Raw genomic sequence first — 21,138 nt, 5'->3', positions numbered from 1 at the left:
AGTTAGGTGGGTAATTAGGGGGGTATAGATATTAGATATAATTCGTATTAATCACGGAGGTCGGAGAACACTAATTTACCTTTGCACTCAGGCTCCTCATTAGACTCAGCAATGATCATCAGTGGTAAACTGTAAAACAACATATTAATAGTGAGAGACATCTTTGTCTCTCACTGAAAGCCAGCCTGCGGCAGATCAATCTTCGCTTTTACAGTGAATCCGCATGCGGGATGCCGAAATCAGGCATCCCGTTTTCTTTCCAGCGGATAAGCTTAAGGCGGGTATGACGGTTCGGATCGTACAGCGGGTCACCTTCGATTTCGGTGTAGTTCCGGGCGTGATAAACCAGCACATCGTCGCCGTCTGGCGTTTGGGTAAAGCTGTTATGCCCCGGCCCATATTGTTTGTTTTCGTCGCTGGTGGTGAACACCGGCTGCGGTGATTTATGCCAGTTGCTGGGCTGCATCGGGTCGGCGTCGAGCGCAATCCACAGCAGCCCCATGCAGTAGTTTTCATCGGTGGCGCTGGCGGAGTAACTGACGAACAGTTTGTCATTGTGAACCAGCACAGCCGGGCCTTCGTTAACCAGAAAACCCCGACACTCCCAGTCAAATTCCGGCTTGCTGAGCATGACCGGGTTACCTTTAATCGTCCACGGATTTTCCAGTTCGGCCAGATACAGATTGGTGTTTCCGGCGATATCCGGCGCCTTTTGCGCCCACAGATACCAGTGTTTCCCCTGATGCTCAAACGTCGTAGCGTCGAGGGCAAAAGTATCGAACTGCGTTTTCACCTGGCCTTTTTCCCACCACATGCCCGTCAGCGGATCGGCGTCGTCACAGGTCAGGGCGAACATCCGGTGCTGGAACATTCCCAGCGCATCCAAATCATGAGTGTGCGTTGCGGCAAAATAGATAACCCAGGTGCCGTCGATGCGGTGCAGTTCCGGCGCCCAGATAAGCTGGCTCATCGGGCCGCTGTCAGGTTTACGCCATACCACCACTGGTTCGGCGGTGCGTAAACCGTCAATATCAGCGGCGCGGCGAATTTCCAGTCGGTCATATTCCGGCACCGAAGCAATGAAGTAATACAGGCCGTCGTGACGCAGAATAAACGGGTCCGCGCGTTGCTCAATAAAGGGGTTAGGCCAGTGGCTCATTGTGGTTTCCTTACGAGTTCAGCCTCGGTTTGATAATCATTCAGTTCACGATAGTTCTGGCGACGTTTTTCCAGGTCGGCCTGGATCCGCTTCATCATTTCACGGTCCACTTTCAGCAAGCGCACTACGCCCGCAGTGATCAGATAGCCCACGCCAGGGATGATGCTGAACAGCAGCACAATGCCGTTGAGTGCTGCCGGGCTTTGCGCTTTCGCACCCGCATCGTAACCGTACCAGGAAAGCAGGAAGCCAACCATCGCGCCCGCGACCGCCAGCCCGACTTTCAGGAAGAACAGGTTACCGGAGAAGCTAATACCGGTGATGCGTTTGCCAGTTTTCCATTCGCCGTAGTCATCGACGTCCGCCATCAGCGACCAGTGCAGCGGGGATGGGATCTGATGCAGAATATTGAGCAGGAAGTAGAGCACCATAATCATCATCGTGGCGTGCGGGTCGAAGAAGTAGAAGGCGCAGGAGAAAATCGCCAGCGCGATGTTGGTCCAGAAGAACACCTGCAGCTTGCACCAGCGGTCGGTCAGCACTTTCGCCAGCATACTGCCAATCATCATGCCCACGACGCCGAGACTGATAAAGAGCGTCGCGAAATGGGTACTTTGCTGCATTACCCAGGTGACGTAATACATGGTCGCCGCCATGCGGATAAAGCCCGGGCAGACGTTGCTCAGGGTCAGCAGCAGAATGCGTACCCACTGATCGTTTTTCCACACGTCCTTCAGGTCGCGCTTGATTTCATCGTTGGTTTGCACCGCCGGGCGCACGCGTTCACGTACGGTGGCAAAGGAGAACAGGAACATGCACATGCCGATAAATGCCAGCACGGTCATCGCCATCTGGTAGCCTTTGGCTTTGTTATCGCCGCCAAACCAGTCGGCCATCGGCAGCAGCGTAAGCGACAGCAGCAGCGTGGCGATGCCGACCATCACGAAGCGATAGGACTGGCATGCCACGCGCTCTTTCGGGTCATTGGTGATCACGCTGCCGAGCGAGCAATAGGGAATGTTGATGGCGGTGTAGGTTATCGACAGCAGGAAATAGGTGACGAAGGCATAGATAACTTTGCTGCTGTAGCTCCAGTCCGGGGTAGTGAACATCAGTACGCTGAACAGCGCGTAGGGGAAGGCAATCCACAGCAGCCACGGGCGGAAGCGGCCATATTTGCTGCGGGTTCGGTCCGCCAGCGCGCCCATAATCGGGTCTGTTACTGCGTCGATGACGCGAATTGACAGCAGCAAAACCCCGACCAGTGCAGGCGCGAGCCCGAAGATATCGGTATAAAAGTAGTTAACAAACAACATAATGGCGCCGAAGATGATGTTGCATCCCGCGTCGCCCATGCCATAGCCAATTTTTTCTTTGACCGATAATTTATTGTTGTCCATCGACATTTCCTCGCCATGAGATATGCATTCGATTATTCACGGGCGATGGAAATATTGCGTTGCAGGAATGCGGCGCTGATATGGATAAATGCGCTGTGCAGAAGAAAGTGTGAGGTAGGTAACATGCTGATGTAGCGGTTTTCAGTCGATATAGCATGTGGATAATTAGCGCAGCCAGGGGAGAAACGCTCTGTACCCGTAATGAGGTACAGAGCGTAAAGGGATTAAGCGCGGACGGCTTTGGCCCCTTTCTGTTTAACCATGTAGCCAATACCCAGAATCACAATCCACACCGGGATCAGATAGACAGAGATGGCCATGCCCGGCGTCATCAGCATGATGACGAGCACCGCGGCAACGGTAAACAGGCAAATCCAGTTCCCCAGCGGATAGAACAGGGCAGGGAAGCGCGTGGTGAGGCCCTGCTGTTTCTTCGCGCGACGGAATTTGATGTGCGCCAGGCTGATCATCGCCCAGTTAATGACCAGAGCAGAAACAACCAGCGCCATCAGCAGGCCAAATGCAGACTCCGGTGCCAGGTAGTTGATCAGCACGCACAGCGCGGTGAACAGCGCAGAGACCAGAATGGTGTTAACCGGCACGCCACGCTTGTCGACTTTAGACAGCGCTTTCGGGGCATTGCCCTGCTGCGCCAGGCCGAAGAGCATACGGCTATTACAGTATACGCAGCTGTTGTACACCGACAGCGCGGCGGTCAGTACCACCACGTTCAGGGCATTAGCCACGAAGGTGTCGCCGAGTTCGTGGAAGATAAGCACGAACGGGCTGGTGTCTGAGGTCACACGCGTCCACGGCAGCAGTGACAGCAGCACCGCCAGCGAGCCCACATAGAAAATCAGGATACGGTAGATAACCTGGTTGGTGGCTTTCGGGATGCTCTTCTGCGGGTCATCGGCTTCAGCGGCGGTGATACCCACCAGCTCGAGGCCACCGAAGGAGAACATGATGATCGCCATCATCATCACCAGCCCTTGTATGCCATGCGGCAGGAATCCACCCTGTTCCCACAGGTTACGCACGGTAGCCTGAGGGCCGCCGTTGCCGCTGAACAGCAGCCAGCCGCCGAACAGGATCATGGCTACGACTGCGACCACTTTGATAATCGCGAACCAGAACTCCATCTCACCGAACACTTTTACGTTGGTCAGGTTGATGAGGTTGATGGCCACGAAGAACACGGCGGCAGACGCCCAGGTTGGGATTTCAGGCCACCAGAACTGGATGTATTTCCCGACAGCTGTCAGCTCAGCCATCGCGACCAGGACGTAAAGCACCCAGTAGTTCCAGCCGGAAGCGAAACCGGCAAAGTTGCCCCAGTATTTGTAGGCAAAGTGGCTGAAGGAACCGGCTACCGGCTCTTCAACCACCATTTCACCTAACTGACGCATGATCAGAAAGGCCACGAACCCTGCTATCGCATAGCCGAGAATAATCCCCGGTCCTGCGGATTGAATAACGGAGGCGCTGCCCAGAAACAGGCCCGTTCCGATAGCTCCACCCAGCGCAATCAGCTGAATGTGGCGGTTTTTAAGGCCGCGCTTCAGCTGTTCGCCTTGCTGTTGACCTTCCATTATGAAACCTCGTGAGTGATTGTTTTTTTCTACGCTTTTATAAGAACCTCGATTCTCAGCGTGTGTCGTTATTAACTTTCCATATCATGTACATTATTTTTTACAGAGCGGAGATCTGAAAGTTGCGTGCTAGCCTTCCGCAGTTGGGAGAATAGTGGTAAGCGCGGCTGAATGCACCTGCTTTATGAAGGGGTGATGACGAGTTGCATAAAAAGAAAGCAAATGTAAATGCGGGAGGGGAGTAGATCGGCCATTCGGTATTCAGAAATTAACGGGAGAACATGAATTTTCATGCATTTTTCGGGATGTTGAATCGGTTCAGGGTGCACGTCTTTTCGTTTCCGCCAGGTTAAATCTACTTCTTTAGAGGTAAACGCGACATTTGTGCAAAGTTACATTTCTGAAACGTGTGTTCTGTAAGGTTGTTAAAATGTGCCGGGTTTACTGATTTCAATCAAAACCTGTATGGACAGAAGGTGAATACTTTGTTACTTTAGCGTCACGAACTATGAATTGGTAAGACCAATTGACTCCGGGTAAAATGGCTTGAGACAGGGAACCATGGCCTACAGCAAAATCCGCCAACCAAAATTATCCGATGTGATTGAGCAGCAGCTGGAGTTTTTGATCCTTGAGGGGACGCTGCGCCCCGGTGAAAAACTCCCGCCTGAACGCGAACTGGCAAAACAGTTCGACGTATCCCGTCCCTCTCTGCGTGAGGCGATTCAACGTCTCGAAGCGAAGGGCCTTCTGCTTCGTCGCCAGGGAGGCGGTACCTTTGTTCAAAGTAGCCTTTGGCAGAGCTTCAGCGATCCGCTGGTAGAATTGCTCTCCGACCACCCTGAATCCCAATTTGATCTGCTGGAAACCCGCCACGCACTGGAAGGTATTGCCGCGTACTATGCTGCGTTACGCAGTAACGAAGAAGATCGTACGCGCATCCGCGAGCTGCATCGCGCGATTGAAGTCGCTCAGCAGTCTGGCGATCTTGATGCCGAATCCAGCGCTGTCGTCCAGTATCAAATTGCCGTCACCGAAGCCGCCCATAATGTGGTCTTACTCCATCTGCTACGCTGCATGGAACCTATGCTCGCGCAGAACGTTCGACAGAACTTTGAATTGCTGTATGCCAGCCGGGAAATGCTTCCGCTGGTCAGCAGCCATCGTACTCGAGTTTTCGAGGCGATAATGGCCAGAGAGCCGGAGCAGGCACGAGAAGCGTCGCACCGTCATCTGGCCTTCATTGAGGAAATCTTGCTGGACCGCAGCCGTGAGCAAAGTCGTCGTGACCGCTCGCTTCGCCGCCTACAGCAACGGAAGGACTAGCATCACCTGATTTTTATGCGCCAGTTTTTAGAGCGCGGCAACTAAACGCAGAACCTGTCTTATTGCGCTTTTGCATAGCGAAAACGCAATGGGACAGGTTCCAGACTAATCAACGTTATTAGATAGATAAGGAATACCCCCATGTCAGACCGTTTACAAAATGACGTGGATCCGATCGAAACTCGCGACTGGCTACAGGCGATCGAATCGGTCATCCGTGAAGAAGGTGTTGAGCGCGCTCAGTATCTGATTGATCAGCTGCTTTCCGAAGCCCGCAAAGGCGGCGTGAGCGTTGCAGCTGGTGCCGGGGCAAACAATTATGTGAACACGATTGCCGTTGAAGATGAGCCGGAATACCCGGGTAATCTGGATCTGGAACGTCGCATCCGTTCAGCTATCCGCTGGAACGCGATCATGACCGTTCTGCGCGCGTCCAAGAAAGACCTGGAACTGGGTGGCCATATGTCCTCCTTCCAGTCTTCTGCGACCATTTATGAAGTGTGCTACAACCACTTCTTCCGTGCGCGCAACGAGCAAGACGGCGGCGACCTGGTGTACTTCCAGGGCCACATCTCTCCGGGCGTTTACGCACGTGCCTTCCTTGAAGGTCGTCTGACCGAAGAACAGATGAACAACTTCCGTCAGGAAGTTCACGGCAACGGTCTGTCTTCTTACCCGCACCCGAAACTGATGCCAGAATTCTGGCAGTTCCCGACCGTATCCATGGGTCTGGGCCCAATCGGTGCTATCTACCAGGCTAAATTCCTGAAATATCTGGAACACCGTGGCCTGAAAGACACCTCCAAACAAACCGTTTACGCCTTCCTGGGCGACGGCGAGATGGACGAACCAGAATCCAAGGGTGCTATCACCATCGCAACCCGCGACAAGCTGGACAACCTGTGCTTCATCATCAACTGTAACCTCCAGCGTCTGGATGGCCCGGTCACCGGTAACGGCAAAATCGTTAACGAACTGGAAGGCATCTTCAGCGGTGCTGGCTGGAACGTGGTGAAAGTCATGTGGGGCGGTCGTTGGGATGAGCTGCTGCGTAAAGACACCAGCGGTAAGCTGATTCAGCTGATGAACGAAACCGTTGATGGCGACTACCAGACCTTCAAATCCAAAAACGGCGCTTACGTGCGTGAGCACTTCTTCGGTAAATATCCGGAAACCGCTGCTCTGGTTGCCGACTGGTCTGACGATCAGATCTGGGCCCTGAACCGTGGTGGTCACGATCCGAAGAAAGTCTACGCTGCACTGAAAAATGCGCAGGACACCAAAGGTAAAGCGACTGTCATCCTTGCACATACCGTTAAAGGCTATGGCATGGGCGAAACTGCCGAAGGCAAAAACATCGCTCACCAGGTGAAGAAAATGAACATGGACGGCGTTCGCTACGTCCGCGATCGTTTCAACGTGCCGGTGACCGATGCTGACATCGAAAAACTGCCGTACGTCACCTTTGCTGAAGGTTCTGAAGAACACACCTACCTGCACGCACAGCGTCAGAAGCTGCATGGCTACCTGCCAAGCCGCCAGGTGAACTTCTCCGAGAAACTGGAAATGCCTGCGCTGGCAGACTTCTCTCAGCTGCTCGAAGAGCAGAACAAAGAGATCTCTACCACTATCGCTTTCGTTCGTGCCCTGAACGTGATGCTGAAGAACCCGTCTATCAAAGATCGTCTGGTTCCGATCCTCGCCGATGAAGCGCGTACTTTCGGTATGGAAGGTCTGTTCCGTCAGATTGGTATCTACAGCTCCAACGGCCAGCAGTACACCCCGCAGGACCGTGAGCAGGTAGCGTATTACAAAGAAGACGAGAAAGGTCAGATCCTGCAGGAAGGTATCAACGAACTGGGTGCAGGCGCATCCTGGCTGGCTGCTGCGACGTCTTACAGCACCAACAACCTGCCAATGATCCCGTTCTACATCTACTACTCCATGTTCGGTTTCCAGCGAATCGGCGACCTGTGCTGGCAGGCCGGCGATCAGCAGGCTCGTGGCTTCCTGGTCGGCGGGACTTCCGGTCGTACCACCCTGAACGGTGAAGGTCTGCAGCACGAAGATGGTCATAGCCACATTCAGTCTCTGACTATCCCGAACTGTATCTCTTATGACCCGTCTTACGCGTACGAAGTGGCTGTCATCATGCATGATGGTCTGGTTCGCATGTACGGTGAAGCGCAAGAGAACGTGTTCTACTACATCACCACCCTGAACGAAAACTACCACATGCCGGCTATGCCGGAAGGCGCCGAGGAAGGTATCCGTAAAGGTATCTACAAACTCGAAACCGTTGCGGGTAACAAAGGTAAAGTTCAGCTGCTGGGCTCCGGTTCTATCCTGCGTCACGTTCGTGAAGCAGCGCAGATCCTGGCGAACGACTATGGCGTGGGCTCTGACGTGTACTCCGTCACCTCCTTCACCGAACTGGCCCGTGACGGTCAGGACTGTGAGCGCTGGAACATGCTGCACCCGATGGAAACTCCGCGCGTTCCGTACATCGCTCAGGTGATGAACGACGCACCGGCAGTAGCATCGACTGACTATATGAAACTGTTTGCTGAACAGGTTCGTACTTATGTACCGGCTGATGATTACCGCGTACTGGGTACCGACGGCTTTGGTCGTTCCGACAGCCGTGAAAACCTGCGTCACCACTTCGAAGTTGATGCTTCTTATGTGGTTGTTGCAGCCCTGGGCGAACTGGCCAAACGTGGTGAAATCGACAAGAAAGTGGTAGCGGAAGCGATCACCAAGTTCAACATCGATGCAGATAAAGTTAACCCGCGTCTGGCGTAAGAGGTAAAAGAATAATGGCTATCGAAATCAATGTACCGGACATCGGGGCTGATGAAGTTGAAATCACCGAGATTCTGGTCAAAGTAGGCGACAAAGTTGAAGCTGAACAGTCGCTGATCACCGTAGAAGGCGACAAAGCCTCTATGGAAGTTCCGTCTCCACAGGCTGGCATCGTTAAAGAGATCAAAGTCTCTGTCGGTGACAAAACTGAGACCGGTAAACTGATCATGATTTTCGATTCCGCCGACGGTGCAGCAGCAGCTGCACCTGCCAAGGCAGAAGAGAAGAAAGAAGCGGCACCTGCTGCTGCCCCAGCTGCGGCTGCGGCAAAAGACGTTAACGTACCAGACATCGGCGGCGACGAAGTTGAAGTCACCGAAATCATGGTCAAAGTGGGCGACACCGTTGCCGCTGAACAGTCCCTGATCACCGTTGAAGGCGACAAAGCCTCAATGGAAGTTCCGGCACCGTTCGCAGGCGTCGTGAAAGAGATCAAAATCAACACCGGCGACAAAGTGTCTACCGGCTCCCTGATTATGGTCTTCGAGGTCGCGGGTGAAGCACCTGCTGCCGCTCCAGCACAGTCTGCAGCTCCGGCTGCGGCAGCAGCACCTGCTGCGACTGGCGCAAAAGACGTTAACGTACCGGACATCGGCGGTGACGAAGTTGAAGTGACCGAAGTGATGGTGAAAGTGGGCGATAAAGTTGCCGCTGAACAGTCACTGATCACCGTAGAAGGTGACAAGGCTTCAATGGAAGTTCCGGCGCCGTTCGCAGGTACCGTAAAAGAAATCAAAATCAGCACCGGCGACAAAGTGTCTACCGGCTCCCTGATCATGGTCTTCGAAGTGGAAGGCGCTGCACCTGCTGCGGCTCCAGCTTCAGCACCAGCGGCCGCCGCTCCGGCACCGGCTAAAGCAGCGTCAGCTGCGGCCCCGGCTGCGAAAGCAGAAGGCAAATCAGAGTTCGCTGAGAACGACGCTTACGTTCACGCGACTCCGCTTATCCGCCGTCTGGCACGCGAATTCGGCGTGAACCTGGCGAAAGTGAAAGGCTCCGGTCGTAAAGGCCGTATCCTGCGCGAAGACGTTCAGGCTTACGTGAAAGACGCGGTGCAACGCGCTGAATCTGCACCTGCTGCCGCGACCGGTGGTGGTCTGCCAGGCATGCTGCCATGGCCGAAAGTGGACTTCAGCAAGTTCGGCGAAATCGAAGAAGTGGAAATGGGCCGCATCCAGAAAATCTCTGGTGCTAACCTGAGCCGTAACTGGGTGATGATCCCGCACGTTACCCACTTCGACAAAACCGATATCACCGATCTGGAAGCGTTCCGTAAACAGCAGAACGAAGAAGCGGCTAAGCGCAAGCTGGACGTGAAGTTCACCCCTGTGGTGTTCATCATGAAAGCGGTTGCGACTGCCCTTGAGCAGATGCCACGCTTCAACAGCTCTCTGTCTGAAGACGGCCAGAAACTGACGCTGAAGAAATACATCAACGTCGGCGTCGCGGTTGATACCCCGAACGGTCTGGTGGTTCCTGTCTTTAAAGACGTGAACAAGAAGAGCATCACCGAACTGTCTCGCGAACTGATGGCTATCTCCAAGAAAGCCCGTGATGGCAAGCTGACCGCTGGTGAAATGCAGGGTGGTTGCTTCACCATCTCCAGCCTCGGCGGGATCGGGACGACTCACTTCGCGCCAATCGTGAATGCGCCAGAAGTAGCCATCCTCGGTGTGTCCAAGTCGGCGATGGAGCCGGTGTGGAACGGTAAAGAGTTCGTACCGCGTCTGATGATGCCGATGTCTCTTTCCTTCGACCACCGTGTGATCGACGGCGCTGATGGTGCTCGCTTCATTACCATCATCAACAACACCCTGGCTGACATCCGCCGCCTGGTGATGTAAGCGAAAAAGCCGGCCAATCGGCCGGCTTTTTTCTGGTAATCTCATTACGCACCATGAGGTTATCGTCGCAAAAAGAAAATTCGTTTGCCGTTTGTTGTTTCAAAATTGTTAACAATTTTGTAAAATACGGGCGGATAGAACATCCCGGTGGCAATGGGCGAAGTAAGACCAGGGATCGTCGGGAATCAATAACAGAGGTCATGATGAGTACTGAAATCAAAACTCAGGTCGTCGTACTTGGGGCAGGCCCGGCAGGTTATTCCGCTGCCTTCCGTTGCGCTGATTTAGGTCTGGAAACCGTCATCGTCGAGCGTTACAGCACCCTCGGTGGTGTTTGTCTGAACGTCGGCTGTATCCCTTCTAAAGCGCTGCTGCACGTCGCGAAAGTTATCGAAGAAGCGAAAGCGCTGGCTGAACACGGTATCGTCTTCGGTGAGCCGAAAACCGATATCGACAAAATTCGTACCTGGAAAGAAAAAGTTATCACCCAGCTGACCGGCGGCCTCGCTGGCATGGCCAAAGGCCGTAAAGTGAAAGTGGTAAACGGTCTGGGTAAATTCACCGGTGCGAACACGCTGGAAGTGGAAGGCGAAAACGGCAAAACCGTGATCAACTTCGACAACGCGATCATCGCGGCGGGTTCCCGTCCGATCGAACTGCCGTTCATTCCGCATGAAGATCCGCGCGTGTGGGATTCCACCGACGCCCTGGAACTGAAAACCGTACCGAAACGCCTGCTGGTTATGGGCGGCGGTATCATCGGTCTGGAAATGGGTACGGTGTATCACTCTCTGGGTTCAGAGATTGACGTGGTTGAAATGTTCGACCAGGTTATCCCGGCTGCCGATAAAGACGTCGTTAAAGTCTTCACCAAGCGCATCAGCAAGAAATTCAACCTGATGCTGGAAACCAAAGTGACTGCCGTTGAAGCGAAAGAAGACGGTATTTACGTTTCCATGGAAGGCAAAAAAGCGCCTGCTGAAGCACAGCGCTATGACGCCGTACTGGTTGCTATCGGCCGTGTGCCGAACGGTAAAAACCTCGACGCGGGCAAAGCTGGCGTGGAAGTGGACGACCGTGGTTTCATCCGTGTCGACAAGCAGCTGCGTACTAACGTTCCTCACATCTTTGCCATCGGCGATATCGTCGGTCAGCCAATGCTGGCGCACAAAGGTGTTCACGAAGGTCACGTTGCCGCTGAAGTTATCGCGGGCATGAAGCACTACTTCGACCCGAAAGTGATCCCATCGATCGCTTACACTGAGCCAGAAGTTGCCTGGGTTGGTCTGACCGAGAAAGAAGCGAAAGAGAAAGGCATCAGCTACGAAACCGCCACCTTCCCGTGGGCTGCTTCTGGCCGTGCTATCGCTTCCGATTGCGCAGACGGTATGACCAAACTGATTTTCGACAAAGAAACTCACCGTGTTATTGGTGGGGCGATTGTCGGCACCAACGGCGGCGAGCTGCTGGGTGAAATCGGTCTGGCTATCGAAATGGGTTGTGATGCAGAAGACATCGCGCTCACCATCCACGCTCACCCGACTCTGCACGAGTCCGTTGGCCTGGCTGCTGAAGTGTTCGAAGGTAGCATTACCGACCTGCCGAACCCGAAAGCGAAAAAGAAATAAGATTTCTGAATGTAAGAAGCGGCCTACGGGCCGCTTTTTTTATATCTGTAGAAAGTCTGTGGATGTTCATCGAAGCGCCATCCGACAAAAATAACGCCGTAGGTCGGGTTAGCGAAGCGCCACCCGACACCAATCCGGCTTACAACTTAACCTTATCCAACGCCGCCTGCGCACAGGCTTCATCCAGATTGCCACCCGGCGCACCGCCGATACCGATCGCGCCAATCACTTCATTCCCGTCTTTCACCGGTAATCCACCCGCCAGCAACAGCAGGCCTGGAATATCCTTTAAGTTCTGCGCGCCCGCATTGCTCTGCGCCGCTTCCATCACTTTGCCGCTGGCATTTTTCATGGTCAGGGCGGTGAAGGCTTTCATTTCACTGGCCTTCACGGTGTGCGGCCCGGCGTTGTCGGTGCGCTGCACGGCTTTCACCACGCCCGCTCTGTCGACCACGGTCACCGTCACCTGATAATTCTTCGCGCTACAGGCGCTGATGGCTTCCTGCGCCAGGCTGTTGGCCTGAGTCAGGGAAATGTTTTTCTGGCTCAGGGATTCGGCCTGAACCGCGGCAGATGCTAAACCGGCCATCAGGGCGGCGGAGATGATGAGTTTTTTCATAGCGGGCTTCCTCTTTGTCGTGTTCGGTCATGCTAACAAGGCAAAGCAGGAAGCGTAATTCGGGGGAATACGGAGCCATCCTGGTAATTATACGGAGTTAAGTTTGTCGTGTTCGCGAATGGCCTGCACCAGACTGCTGACGCCGAGCTTGCTGAAAATCGCCGCCCTGTGCGCTTCGACGGTGCGGGTCGAGAGCGCCAGGCGTACCGCGACCTCTTTGTTGCTGGCGCCGGTCATTAGCTCATGCAGTACGTCGGTTTCCCTGGCGGTGAGCTGGGCGAAAAGCGCTTTGGCACGAATGTGTTCCTGCCATCCGCGCTGACGTTTCTCGCTTTCGGCAAAGGCCAGATGAACCGTCTCGATAAGCTGATCGGCATCCAGCGGCTTGGTGAAAAACTCAAACACGCCGTGATGAAATGCCCGACGACAGGCGTCGATTGAACCGTGGCCCGTCATCATCACCACCGGTAGCAGCGGGTGCGACGCGCTGTGTTTTTCGAGCCACGCCAGCCCGCTTTGGCCCGGCATCCGCATATCCAGCAGCAGACAGCCGGTTAACATGTTTTCCGGCTGACAGGCCGCGCTAAAGGCGTCAATGGCGTCGAAGCATTGCGTCGGCCACTGCATGGTCGAGAACAGAAAAGAGAGCGATTCGCGAATCGACGCGTCGTCATCCACCACATAGATTATGTTTTCCATCGATAATTACGTCTCTCTGATAAACCACAAACTGATTTCGGCCCCGCCGTCCGGGGTATTTGCCAGCTGAATACTGCCATTCATCCGCGTCATCAGCGATTCCGTGAGCGTCAGGCCTAAACCCAGGCCGCCTTCGCGTTCGCTGAACAACGGCATCAACGCGAGCTTGAGCGCCTCCGGGCTAAAGCCTGGGCCGCCGTCGGCAATCGTCACCTTCACCCGATCGCCCACCGCCGCGCTGGCAATATGCACCCAGCCGCGCCCGCTTACCATCTGGGCCTGAATGGCGTTATTGAGCAAATTATGCAGCACCTGTTCCAGCCAAAGACGATCGGCCTGGATCATCCGTGCGCTGAAATCATGGGTGAGGCGAATGTGTTTTGAGCCCGGCTCGTGTTCCAGCAAATTACCTACTCGCTGCCAGCTATGCTCCAGATTGACCCGGGTCATCGTGACTGCTTCCTGAGTCAGGTGCGCGCGAAAGCGGGTGAGCAGCTCGCTTATCCGCTGGGTCTGGGTCAACGCCGAGCGCATGGCGTGCAGCGCTTCGGCAGTGTGGCCCTGATCCAGCTGGCGCATTCCGCCCTGGAGCCACATCTGGGTCGCCGTCAGCGGCTGGTTAATTTCATGCACCACGCCCGCGGCCATTTCGCCGAGCGTGTTCAGCCGCGCGTGTTGATAATAATCCGCCCGCTGGCGATCGGTACGTTGTTGTTCGCGGCCCCAAAGCAGCAGCATTATCACGCTGATAACCACGGCCCATCCGGCGGCAATCAGGAAATGCGGTAAACGCGCCACGCCGAGCCAGTCCGGGTTGGCGCTGGCCTGCAATATGAACGGCTGAAAGTGTTGCGGGAACTGCCGCGTCCAGTGCCAGCGATATTGTCCCTGGGCGGGCGGAGCGCGCAGGCTGAGCTGAATATCGGCAAAGCGTGAGTCGGTTTGCAGCAGCGGCGCGAGATTGATTTGCACCCGAATTTGGCGATAAGGGTTATACAGCCAGTAGCTCATCGCTGAGAGCGTTTCGACGCGCGGCGCATTCAGCGGGCGCTGAACGGTTTTCTCCAGCGCCTGAACCTGCGGGAATTTTTGCCGTAGCAGTGAAAGCGATTCATCACCGTTAAGAATGGGAATGACCGATTCATTTTGCGTAAGGGCGGTATCGATCGTACTGAACAATCCGTTGAAAGCGCGATCGCAGGCCCAATACTGACGGCGGATCTGCTCGGCGTACAGCAGGGCGCTGCTCAGCAGACAGGCGATAAGCCAGATAAGCACTCCTCGTTGGAGATACATGCGTTGAGTTGTCATTCTGCATCCGAAAAAATCCGCCACTGATGATGACTAGTATCACAGAGAGCGAGGCGGCTCGTCAGCAGGATATTGAAATGTGCGCGAGTTCACGCGATTGCGCTTACGGGCTAATTTTCTGCCACGGTTATTCTGGCGTGAAGATTTTGACAGCATTCCCTTTTTCCGCGACGGCTCGCCGCCTGGGCTATATCGGGATGCCATCCTCGGCAGTATTCATCATCGGAGCAGGTAACTGCCACTCTTCTCGTGCGGCGTTCAGACACGCGGTATCGCCCGTAATGTTTTCATGTTGTATATGCAATATGTATGTACTGAATGTCGTGTATAGATATTTCTAACTTAACCCTTAATATAATCTGAAAATAAATTCTGACGACCCGGTATTCACTTCGCATCTGGTAGGATGAGTCAGTGACTTCAACGGCATTCAACATTGGTAAGACAGACTTTGCCCGTAATTACCTTACAAGGAGGAGTATATGTTAAAGCTAATTTCGATATTTTGGCTGGTTCTGATGCAATTTTTTTTATCCGTTGCACACGCTGCACAAATCGATGAGGCCAGTGAAGCTAAACGGCATAAAATGCCGATGCAGAGGTTTATGGTTTATGTCGACAAACCCATTTATCACAATCTGAAAATCCTGGTAAAGAGGAAGTATCCTTATGTCGAAAATATGACTGATGAGTACTCTGGTTTACGTCGTAAAGAAAGGAATAAGATTCAAAAATTTATAAAAAAAATGTCAGGTGTGATTATTGTTTATGACTTTTCATCCAAGGAAAAAGTATTGGAGTACAAACTCCCTTTTACTGATGATAATCCAGATCGGTTTTGCTGCGGCCAATTTTATTCGGGCATCAACGGAGATGTATGGGATGGAATGACTTTAACTGGCGGGAATTTAAAAAGTATTGGGCGGCATATGATATATGCTGAGTTGTATGCTGAAAATGATGATTACGATGAGTATGTTTTAATGTTTAGCGCTGAACGAGGTTTTAAATGATAATTTTTTATAATCATTGCTGCGATATCTGGTGTAAACAGAGTTAGGGCATAAGCTTGGCAAGCTAAATAACGATGCGCAGGAAGCCCGAAAGCTATGCAAAAGTTTTTCACATTACATTTCCTGTATGTATGTGACGAGGGCCGTGTATAGATATTTCTAACTTAATCCTTAATATAATCTGAAAATAAATTCTGACGACCCGGTATTCACTTCGCATCTGGTAGGATGAGTCAGTGACTTCAACGGCATTCAACATTGGTAAGACAGACTTTACCCGTAATTACCTTACAAGGAGGAGTATATGTTAAAGATAATTTCGATATTTTTGTTGGTTCTGATGCAGTTTTCTTTATCCGTTGCACTCGCTGCACAAATTGATGAGGCCAGTGAAGCTAAACGGCATAAACTGCCGATGCAGAGGTTTATGGTTTATGTGGAAAAAGCAGGTGACTACAGTCTCGATATTTTGGTGAAGCGTAAATATCCCTATATCGAAAACATGAGTGAGGAGTATTCTAAATTATATCGTGAAGAAAAAAATAAAATTCAAAAACTTATTGAAAAAATGACGGGTATAATTATTGTTTATGACTTTTCCACCCGGGAGAAAGTATTAGAGTATAAACTCCCATTTTCGCCTGAAAATACCAAAGGTTTTTGCTGTGGCCAATTTTGTTGGGGGGTCGGCGGAGAATACTGGGACGGCTTGACTTTATCAGGCGGTAAAGTGAAAAGTGTTGGTAATTACATGATATATTCTGAACTTTATACTTCTGATAAGAGTTACGATGAGTATGTTTTAACATTCATTGCTGCACATGGCTTTAAATAATAATCTGGGGAGAGAGTGAAATGAAAAAAAACGATAACGATAAAAAATGATGCCAGCTTTGTAAATGGTGATGGGGTCGTTCATACTTGGTTAGTTTTAAATAACGGTGAAGGGAAGATTAAAAGTTTCGGATTTACGCCTAAAAAGGAAAGTGGATATTTTAACGTGGAAGGTGAGTTAGATAAAGAAAAATATCTTGAAACCAGAAACTATTCTCAAAGCCTGACCATTGAAATATCAGTCGATCAATATGATAAGATAATTAAATCTATTGATATATTCTCGAAAAATCTACCGATGTACGACCTGATTCCTGATGGTAATGGCGGTGACGACTTTAACTGCACAACTGCGGCAGATTACATCCTTAAGAGTGCTGGTATTCATATATTGGATGGTGTTCAGTCGCCCTTCGGCGTGGCGGGAAGAATTGATTCGATGGCTTTCTCGCATATTAGCACTTATGATGATTTACCTATCGTTGATATCACATCAGCTTTCAATACTTTTGAGTCAGCAATTAATACTTCTGTGGGGATTATTGATTTCGGACCAGTTGAAAGTATACTAGATGCAAAAGACGCCATCGATTACATTGCTGCCGAAGTATATAATTACAGTGAACAAGTCTTTTCAGCTATTGATGGAACGGTAAGTGAGGCTGCTCAGGCGTTTAAAGATAGTTTTCTTGAAGCTACTCAACTTTGGCTTGATGCTTCCGTGCTGAATATGAATACCGCTGTCGATGCCCTGGAACAATTTGGCGAATCAAGTAGTAGTTGGATCAGCGAGCTTTTAGGTTATTTCAGCGGCAGCATGGGCGCCTTCGCCAGCGGTATGGCAAACCTTGCCAATGGCGGAACGATTCCGTTGTCAGCGGCGGGAAGCTTACCTTTCCCTCCCGGGGCTATGTTTCCGGGCATGATGTTTCCCGGCTTCGCTCCCCCGGGGTTTGGACCGAGTATGGACGGCGCTCAAAGAGCCCCTGCAGACCCAATCATTATCGATCTTGACGGGGATGGTATCGAAACGCTGTCAATCAACAAAAATATTTTCTTCGATCATGATGGCAATAAGTTCGCCGAAAATACAGGTTGGGTTGGTGGGGATGATGGTCTGCTCGTTATGGATCTGGATGGCAATGGTCTGATTGATACGGGTAAAGAACTTTTCGGTGACAATACCGTATTACAAGATGGAAAAAAAGCCAGTAATGGTTTTGATGCCCTCAAAGATAAAGACAGTAACGGTGATGGCGTTATCAATAGCCAGGATATGGCGTGGGAAATATTACAAGTCTGGCAAGACAAAAATAGTAATGCACGGGTTGATGAAGGCGAGCTTCACTCGCTTGACTCGCTTGGGATTGCAGCCATAAATACCAAATACAAAAACTCCACTTTAATTGATGAACAAGGCAATGCCCATCGACAGACAGGCAGTGTCATTTTTAGGGATGGCAAAACCAGTACAATTTCAGATGTATGGTTTGATCATGACAATGGTTACTCTCATTACATTGGTGATGTCGATGTAAGTGATGCTATTAGGGAATTGCCATTTATTCGTGGCTTTGGAAATCTGGCTGATTTACATATTGCGATGAGTAAGGATAATTCACTTCAAATACTCATTGAACAATATAGTGCAAACCCCGAGTTAGCACGCGCTTCTGGACTGATTGATAACATCCTTTTTTGTTGGGCTGGGGTAACCGACCTGGATACCAGTAGCCGTGGCATAAATATTAATGCTCGAGTACTTGCCGTCCTTGAGGCTGCTACAGGCGATGGTTTTGTCAGTGTTCATGGTAAAGTCACAGACCCAAACCTCAATGCTGCTAAACTTATCGACGAAGAATATACAAAATTTTCCAGTTATATAGAGTCTCAGTTATTGGCCCAGACCCTTTATGCAGATGAGTTCGCGTATATTCGTTTTGGGCTCAATAGTGATATGTCCGGGTTTATTCTTGATTTTACGGACCTTAATGTACATTTAAATGAAATTAAGAATGATGATGCTATTAATTATTTAAGGTTAAGTGATACGATTTATAGTTGGCTAGAATATATGCCTTCCTATCGAAATGAATGTGAGATTTCGTTTAGCATGTCAGATACCCGTTTTATTGGTGGTAAGGGGAATGATAATTTAATAGGAACGAGTGCCGATGATTTTGTTTGGGGCAAGCGCGGAAACGATCATTTAGACGGAAGGGCAGGATCCGATACTTATTTATTTAGTCAAGGAGATGGTCAGGATCAGCTCTCTGATAGCGCAACATCTTCGGTGAATATCCTGGCCTTTGAAGGGGCTGATATCGCAAAAGCTGTTCTGGAGAAGTCAGGTAACGACCTGCTAATCCGCGCGTGGGGTGGCAGCGATACGCTTACGCTTTCAAACTATTTCATTTCAGAGTCATACCGACAGTTCGATATGGTCTTCGGCGACACCACACTGACGGTCAGCGACCTGGCGGCGATGGGATTCCCGGTTTACGGCAATGACAGCGTCAACAGCCTCAGCGGCTGGGATCATGATGACACGGTTTTGGGTTTTGGCGGGAATGACTCGCTGAATGGTGGTAAGGGTAACGACGTTCTGGACGGCGGTTCCGGCAATGACGCATTAAATGGAGGGTCGGGGAATGACACTTATATCTTCCGTGCCGGTGATGGTCAGGATCGGATCTCTGATAAAGCCACATCTTCGGTGAATACCCTGGTCTTTGAAGGGGCTGATATCGCAAAAGCCGTTCTGGAGAAGTCAGGTAACGACCTGCTTATCCGCGCGTGGGGTGGCAGCGATACGCTTACGCTTTCAAACTATTTCATTTCAGAGTCATACCGTCAGTTCGATATGGTCTTCGGCGACACCACGCTGACGGTCAGCGACCTGGCGGGGATGGGGTTCCCGGTTTACGGCAATGACAGCGTCAACACCCTCAGCGGCTGGGATAATGATGACACGGTTTTAGGCTATGGCGGGAATGACACGCTGAATGGCGGAAAAGGCAATGACAGCCTGGACGGCGGCACAGGTAATGACAGCCTGAGCGGCGGGGAAGGTAGCGACGCGTATATTTTTCGCGTCGGAGATGGTCAGGACCGGGTGAATGACACCTACAAGAACGGGGTAAATACCCTCGTATTCGAAGGGGCTGATATCGCAAAAGTCGTTCTGGAGAAGTCAGGTAACGACCTGCTAATCCGCGCGTGGGGTGGCAGCGACATGCTTACGCTTTCAAACTATTTCATTTCAGAGTCATACCGTCAGTTCGATATGGTCTTCGGCGACACCACGCTGACGGTCAGCGACCTGGCGGCGATGGGATTCCCGGTTTACGGCAATGACAGCGTCAACACCCTCAGCGGCTGGGATAATGATGACACGGTTTTAGGCTATGGCGGGAATGACACGCTGAATGGCGGAAAAGGCAATGACAGCCTGGACGGCGGCACGGGTGATGACACGCTGAATGGTGGGAGCGGGAATGATATTCTGGACGGCGGCACAGGTAATGACAGCCTGAGCGGCGGGGAAGGTAGCGACGCGTATATTTTTCGCATCGGAGATGGTCAGGACAGGGTGAATGACACCTACAAGAACGGGGTAAATACCCTGGTCTTTGAAGGGGCTGATATCGCAAAAGTCGTTCTGGAGAAGTCAGGTAACGACCTGCTTATCCGCGCGTGGGGTGGCAGCGATACGCTTACGCTTTCAAACTATTTCATTTCAGAATCATACCGTCAGTTCGATATGGCCTTCGGTGACACCACGCTGACGGTCAGCGACCTGGCGGGGATGGGGTTCCCGGTTTACGGCAATGACAGCGTCAACACCCTCAGCGGCTGGGATAATGATGACACGGTTTTAGGCTATGGCGGGAATGACACGCTGAATGGCGGAAAAGGCAATGACAGCCTGGACGGCGGCACAGGTAATGACAGCCTGAGCGGCGGGGAAGGTAGCGACGCGTATATTTTTCGCGTCGGAGATGGTCAGGACCGGGTGAATGACACCTACAAGAACGGGGTAAATACCCTCGTATTCGAAGGGGCTGATATCGCAAAAGTCGTTCTGGAGAAGTCAGGTAACGACCTGCTAATCCGCGCGTGGGGTGGCAGCGACATGCTTACGCTTTCAAACTATTTCATTTCAGAGTCATACCGTCAGTTCGATATGGTCTTCGGCGACACCACGCTGACGGTCAGCGACCTGGCGGGGATGGGGTTCCCGGTTTACGGCAATGACAGCGTCAACACCCTCAGCGGCTGGGATAATGATGACACGGTTTTAGGCTATGGCGGGAATGACACGCTGAATGGCGGAAAAGGCAATGACAGCCTGGACGGCGGCACAGGTAATGACAGCCTGAGCGGCGGGGCGGGCAGTGACACATATATTTTCCGCGCGGGAGATGGAAAAGATAATATTTATGAACATGGATCAGTGGTCGATTCTTCCGATACGATTTTATTCAATGAGGATATTCTGGCATCAGAAACACGTGTTTCGAGAAAATCGAATAATCTAGTATTATCTTTCGCCGAACGCGATGACAGTATCACAATTAGTAATTTCTTTGTTTCTTCAGACTATCAAGTGAAACATATTATGTTTGCCGATGGAACTGACTGGATACCGGAAGATATTTTGAATCATATTGAAGATAGCATCCCTCTACCATTGGCGGAAACGAGCGATAATCCTTTTTCACTCAGTTTTATGCAGCAGCAAGTTTGTCAGTTCACGTCCGATAGCGCTAATGATGAAGGTATGGACTCAGTAAGTTATTCATTGGCGTCAGCCAGAACCACCACCAGCGCGCTTTCACAGTGAAG

Annotated in this window: 13 protein-coding genes; 7 read left to right on the top strand and 6 right to left on the bottom strand. The window is 51.6% G+C overall.

Annotated elements, in window-relative coordinates; all coding sequences use genetic code 11:
- Window positions 1–208: 208 nt before the first annotated feature.
- From A8O29_RS19050 to aroP, 3 genes are all read right to left on the bottom strand, one after another.
- Window positions 209–1,159, bottom strand: coding sequence for a glycoside hydrolase family 43 protein (locus A8O29_RS19050; RefSeq protein ID WP_125355364.1), 951 nt, complete (start codon window positions 1,157–1,159; stop codon window positions 209–211).
- Window positions 1,156–2,559: a glycoside-pentoside-hexuronide (GPH):cation symporter gene (locus A8O29_RS19045; protein WP_125355363.1), complete on the bottom strand. Its 1,404-nt coding sequence runs from the start codon at window positions 2,557–2,559 to the stop codon at window positions 1,156–1,158. Before A8O29_RS19045 ends, A8O29_RS19050 begins: the two co-directional genes overlap by 4 nt.
- A 224-nt stretch (window positions 2,560–2,783) precedes the next feature.
- Window positions 2,784–4,151, bottom strand: a complete 1,368-nt coding sequence (gene aroP / locus A8O29_RS19040) for an aromatic amino acid transporter AroP (RefSeq protein ID WP_125355362.1) — start codon at window positions 4,149–4,151, stop codon at window positions 2,784–2,786.
- A gap of 561 nt (window positions 4,152–4,712) precedes the next feature.
- Between aroP and pdhR the strand changes: the two genes are divergently transcribed.
- The 4 genes from pdhR to lpdA all read left to right on the top strand — a co-directional run bounded on the left by pdhR (window position 4,713) and on the right by lpdA (window position 11,814).
- The gene (pdhR, locus tag A8O29_RS19035) at window positions 4,713–5,477 is read left to right on the top strand and encodes a pyruvate dehydrogenase complex transcriptional repressor PdhR (RefSeq protein ID WP_110510788.1); all 765 of its coding nucleotides are present in this window, start codon (window positions 4,713–4,715) and stop codon (window positions 5,475–5,477) included.
- Window positions 5,478–5,618: 141 nt separating this feature from the next.
- Window positions 5,619–8,282: a pyruvate dehydrogenase (acetyl-transferring), homodimeric type gene (gene aceE / locus A8O29_RS19030; RefSeq protein WP_125355361.1), complete on the top strand. Its 2,664-nt coding sequence runs from the start codon at window positions 5,619–5,621 to the stop codon at window positions 8,280–8,282.
- A gap of 14 nt (window positions 8,283–8,296) precedes the next feature.
- Window positions 8,297–10,186 (top strand): pyruvate dehydrogenase complex dihydrolipoyllysine-residue acetyltransferase, encoded by a 1,890-nt coding sequence (aceF, locus tag A8O29_RS19025; protein ID WP_125355360.1) that lies wholly within the window; start codon window positions 8,297–8,299, stop codon window positions 10,184–10,186.
- Between the two features lie 203 nt (window positions 10,187–10,389).
- Entirely contained in the window at window positions 10,390–11,814 is a 1,425-nt protein-coding gene (lpdA, locus tag A8O29_RS19020; RefSeq protein ID WP_110510792.1) for a dihydrolipoyl dehydrogenase, read from the top strand.
- Between the two features lie 139 nt (window positions 11,815–11,953).
- Here lpdA and A8O29_RS19015 read toward each other — a convergent pair whose 3' ends face one another.
- The 3 genes from A8O29_RS19015 to A8O29_RS19005 form a co-directional block, all read right to left on the bottom strand.
- Window positions 11,954–12,433: a GlcG/HbpS family heme-binding protein gene (locus tag A8O29_RS19015; protein ID WP_125355358.1), complete on the bottom strand. Its 480-nt coding sequence runs from the start codon at window positions 12,431–12,433 to the stop codon at window positions 11,954–11,956.
- An 87-nt stretch (window positions 12,434–12,520) separates the two neighbouring features.
- Entirely contained in the window at window positions 12,521–13,132 is a 612-nt protein-coding gene (locus tag A8O29_RS19010; RefSeq protein ID WP_125355357.1) for a response regulator transcription factor, read from the bottom strand.
- Between the two features lie 6 nt (window positions 13,133–13,138).
- Window positions 13,139–14,443, bottom strand: a complete 1,305-nt coding sequence (locus A8O29_RS19005) for a sensor histidine kinase (protein WP_125355356.1) — start codon at window positions 14,441–14,443, stop codon at window positions 13,139–13,141.
- A gap of 482 nt (window positions 14,444–14,925) precedes the next feature.
- Here A8O29_RS19005 and A8O29_RS19000 point away from each other — a divergent pair, with 482 nt between their 5' ends.
- The 3 genes from A8O29_RS19000 (at window position 14,926) to A8O29_RS22890 (ending at window position 21,136) form a co-directional block, all read left to right on the top strand.
- A complete protein-coding gene (locus tag A8O29_RS19000) occupies window positions 14,926–15,456 on the top strand; it encodes a hypothetical protein (RefSeq protein WP_125355355.1) in 531 nt (176 codons plus the stop codon).
- Window positions 15,457–15,760: 304 nt separating this feature from the next.
- Window positions 15,761–16,291: a hypothetical protein gene (locus A8O29_RS18995; protein WP_125355354.1), complete on the top strand. Its 531-nt coding sequence runs from the start codon at window positions 15,761–15,763 to the stop codon at window positions 16,289–16,291.
- A 165-nt stretch (window positions 16,292–16,456) separates the two neighbouring features.
- Complete coding sequence (locus tag A8O29_RS22890) at window positions 16,457–21,136, top strand: calcium-binding protein (protein WP_174081396.1); 4,680 nt, start codon at window positions 16,457–16,459, stop codon at window positions 21,134–21,136.
- The last annotated feature ends 2 nt before the right edge of the window (window positions 21,137–21,138 follow it).

The organism is Scandinavium goeteborgense (genome assembly GCF_003935895.2).
In the GTDB taxonomy this organism is placed as follows: Bacteria; Pseudomonadota; Gammaproteobacteria; order Enterobacterales; family Enterobacteriaceae; genus Scandinavium; species Scandinavium goeteborgense.
The sequence above is the reverse complement of the archived record's forward strand: the minus strand, read 5'-3'. Positions and strand labels throughout refer to the sequence as shown.

Coding starts and splice junctions, on each gene's coding strand:
- A8O29_RS19015 (WP_125355358.1), bottom strand. CDS start 12,433: ATGAAAAAACTCATCATCTCCGCCGCCCTGATGGCCGGTTTAGCATCT.
- A8O29_RS19050 (WP_125355364.1), bottom strand. CDS start 1,159: ATGAGCCACTGGCCTAACCCCTTTATTGAGCAACGCGCGGACCCGTTT.
- A8O29_RS19000 (WP_125355355.1), top strand. CDS start 14,926: ATGTTAAAGCTAATTTCGATATTTTGGCTGGTTCTGATGCAATTTTTT.
- aroP (WP_125355362.1), bottom strand. CDS start 4,151: ATGGAAGGTCAACAGCAAGGCGAACAGCTGAAGCGCGGCCTTAAAAAC.
- aceF (WP_125355360.1), top strand. CDS start 8,297: ATGGCTATCGAAATCAATGTACCGGACATCGGGGCTGATGAAGTTGAA.
- lpdA (WP_110510792.1), top strand. CDS start 10,390: ATGAGTACTGAAATCAAAACTCAGGTCGTCGTACTTGGGGCAGGCCCG.
- A8O29_RS19010 (WP_125355357.1), bottom strand. CDS start 13,132: ATGGAAAACATAATCTATGTGGTGGATGACGACGCGTCGATTCGCGAA.
- pdhR (WP_110510788.1), top strand. CDS start 4,713: ATGGCCTACAGCAAAATCCGCCAACCAAAATTATCCGATGTGATTGAG.
- aceE (WP_125355361.1), top strand. CDS start 5,619: ATGTCAGACCGTTTACAAAATGACGTGGATCCGATCGAAACTCGCGAC.
- A8O29_RS18995 (WP_125355354.1), top strand. CDS start 15,761: ATGTTAAAGATAATTTCGATATTTTTGTTGGTTCTGATGCAGTTTTCT.
- A8O29_RS19005 (WP_125355356.1), bottom strand. CDS start 14,443: ATGACAACTCAACGCATGTATCTCCAACGAGGAGTGCTTATCTGGCTT.
- A8O29_RS19045 (WP_125355363.1), bottom strand. CDS start 2,559: ATGGACAACAATAAATTATCGGTCAAAGAAAAAATTGGCTATGGCATG.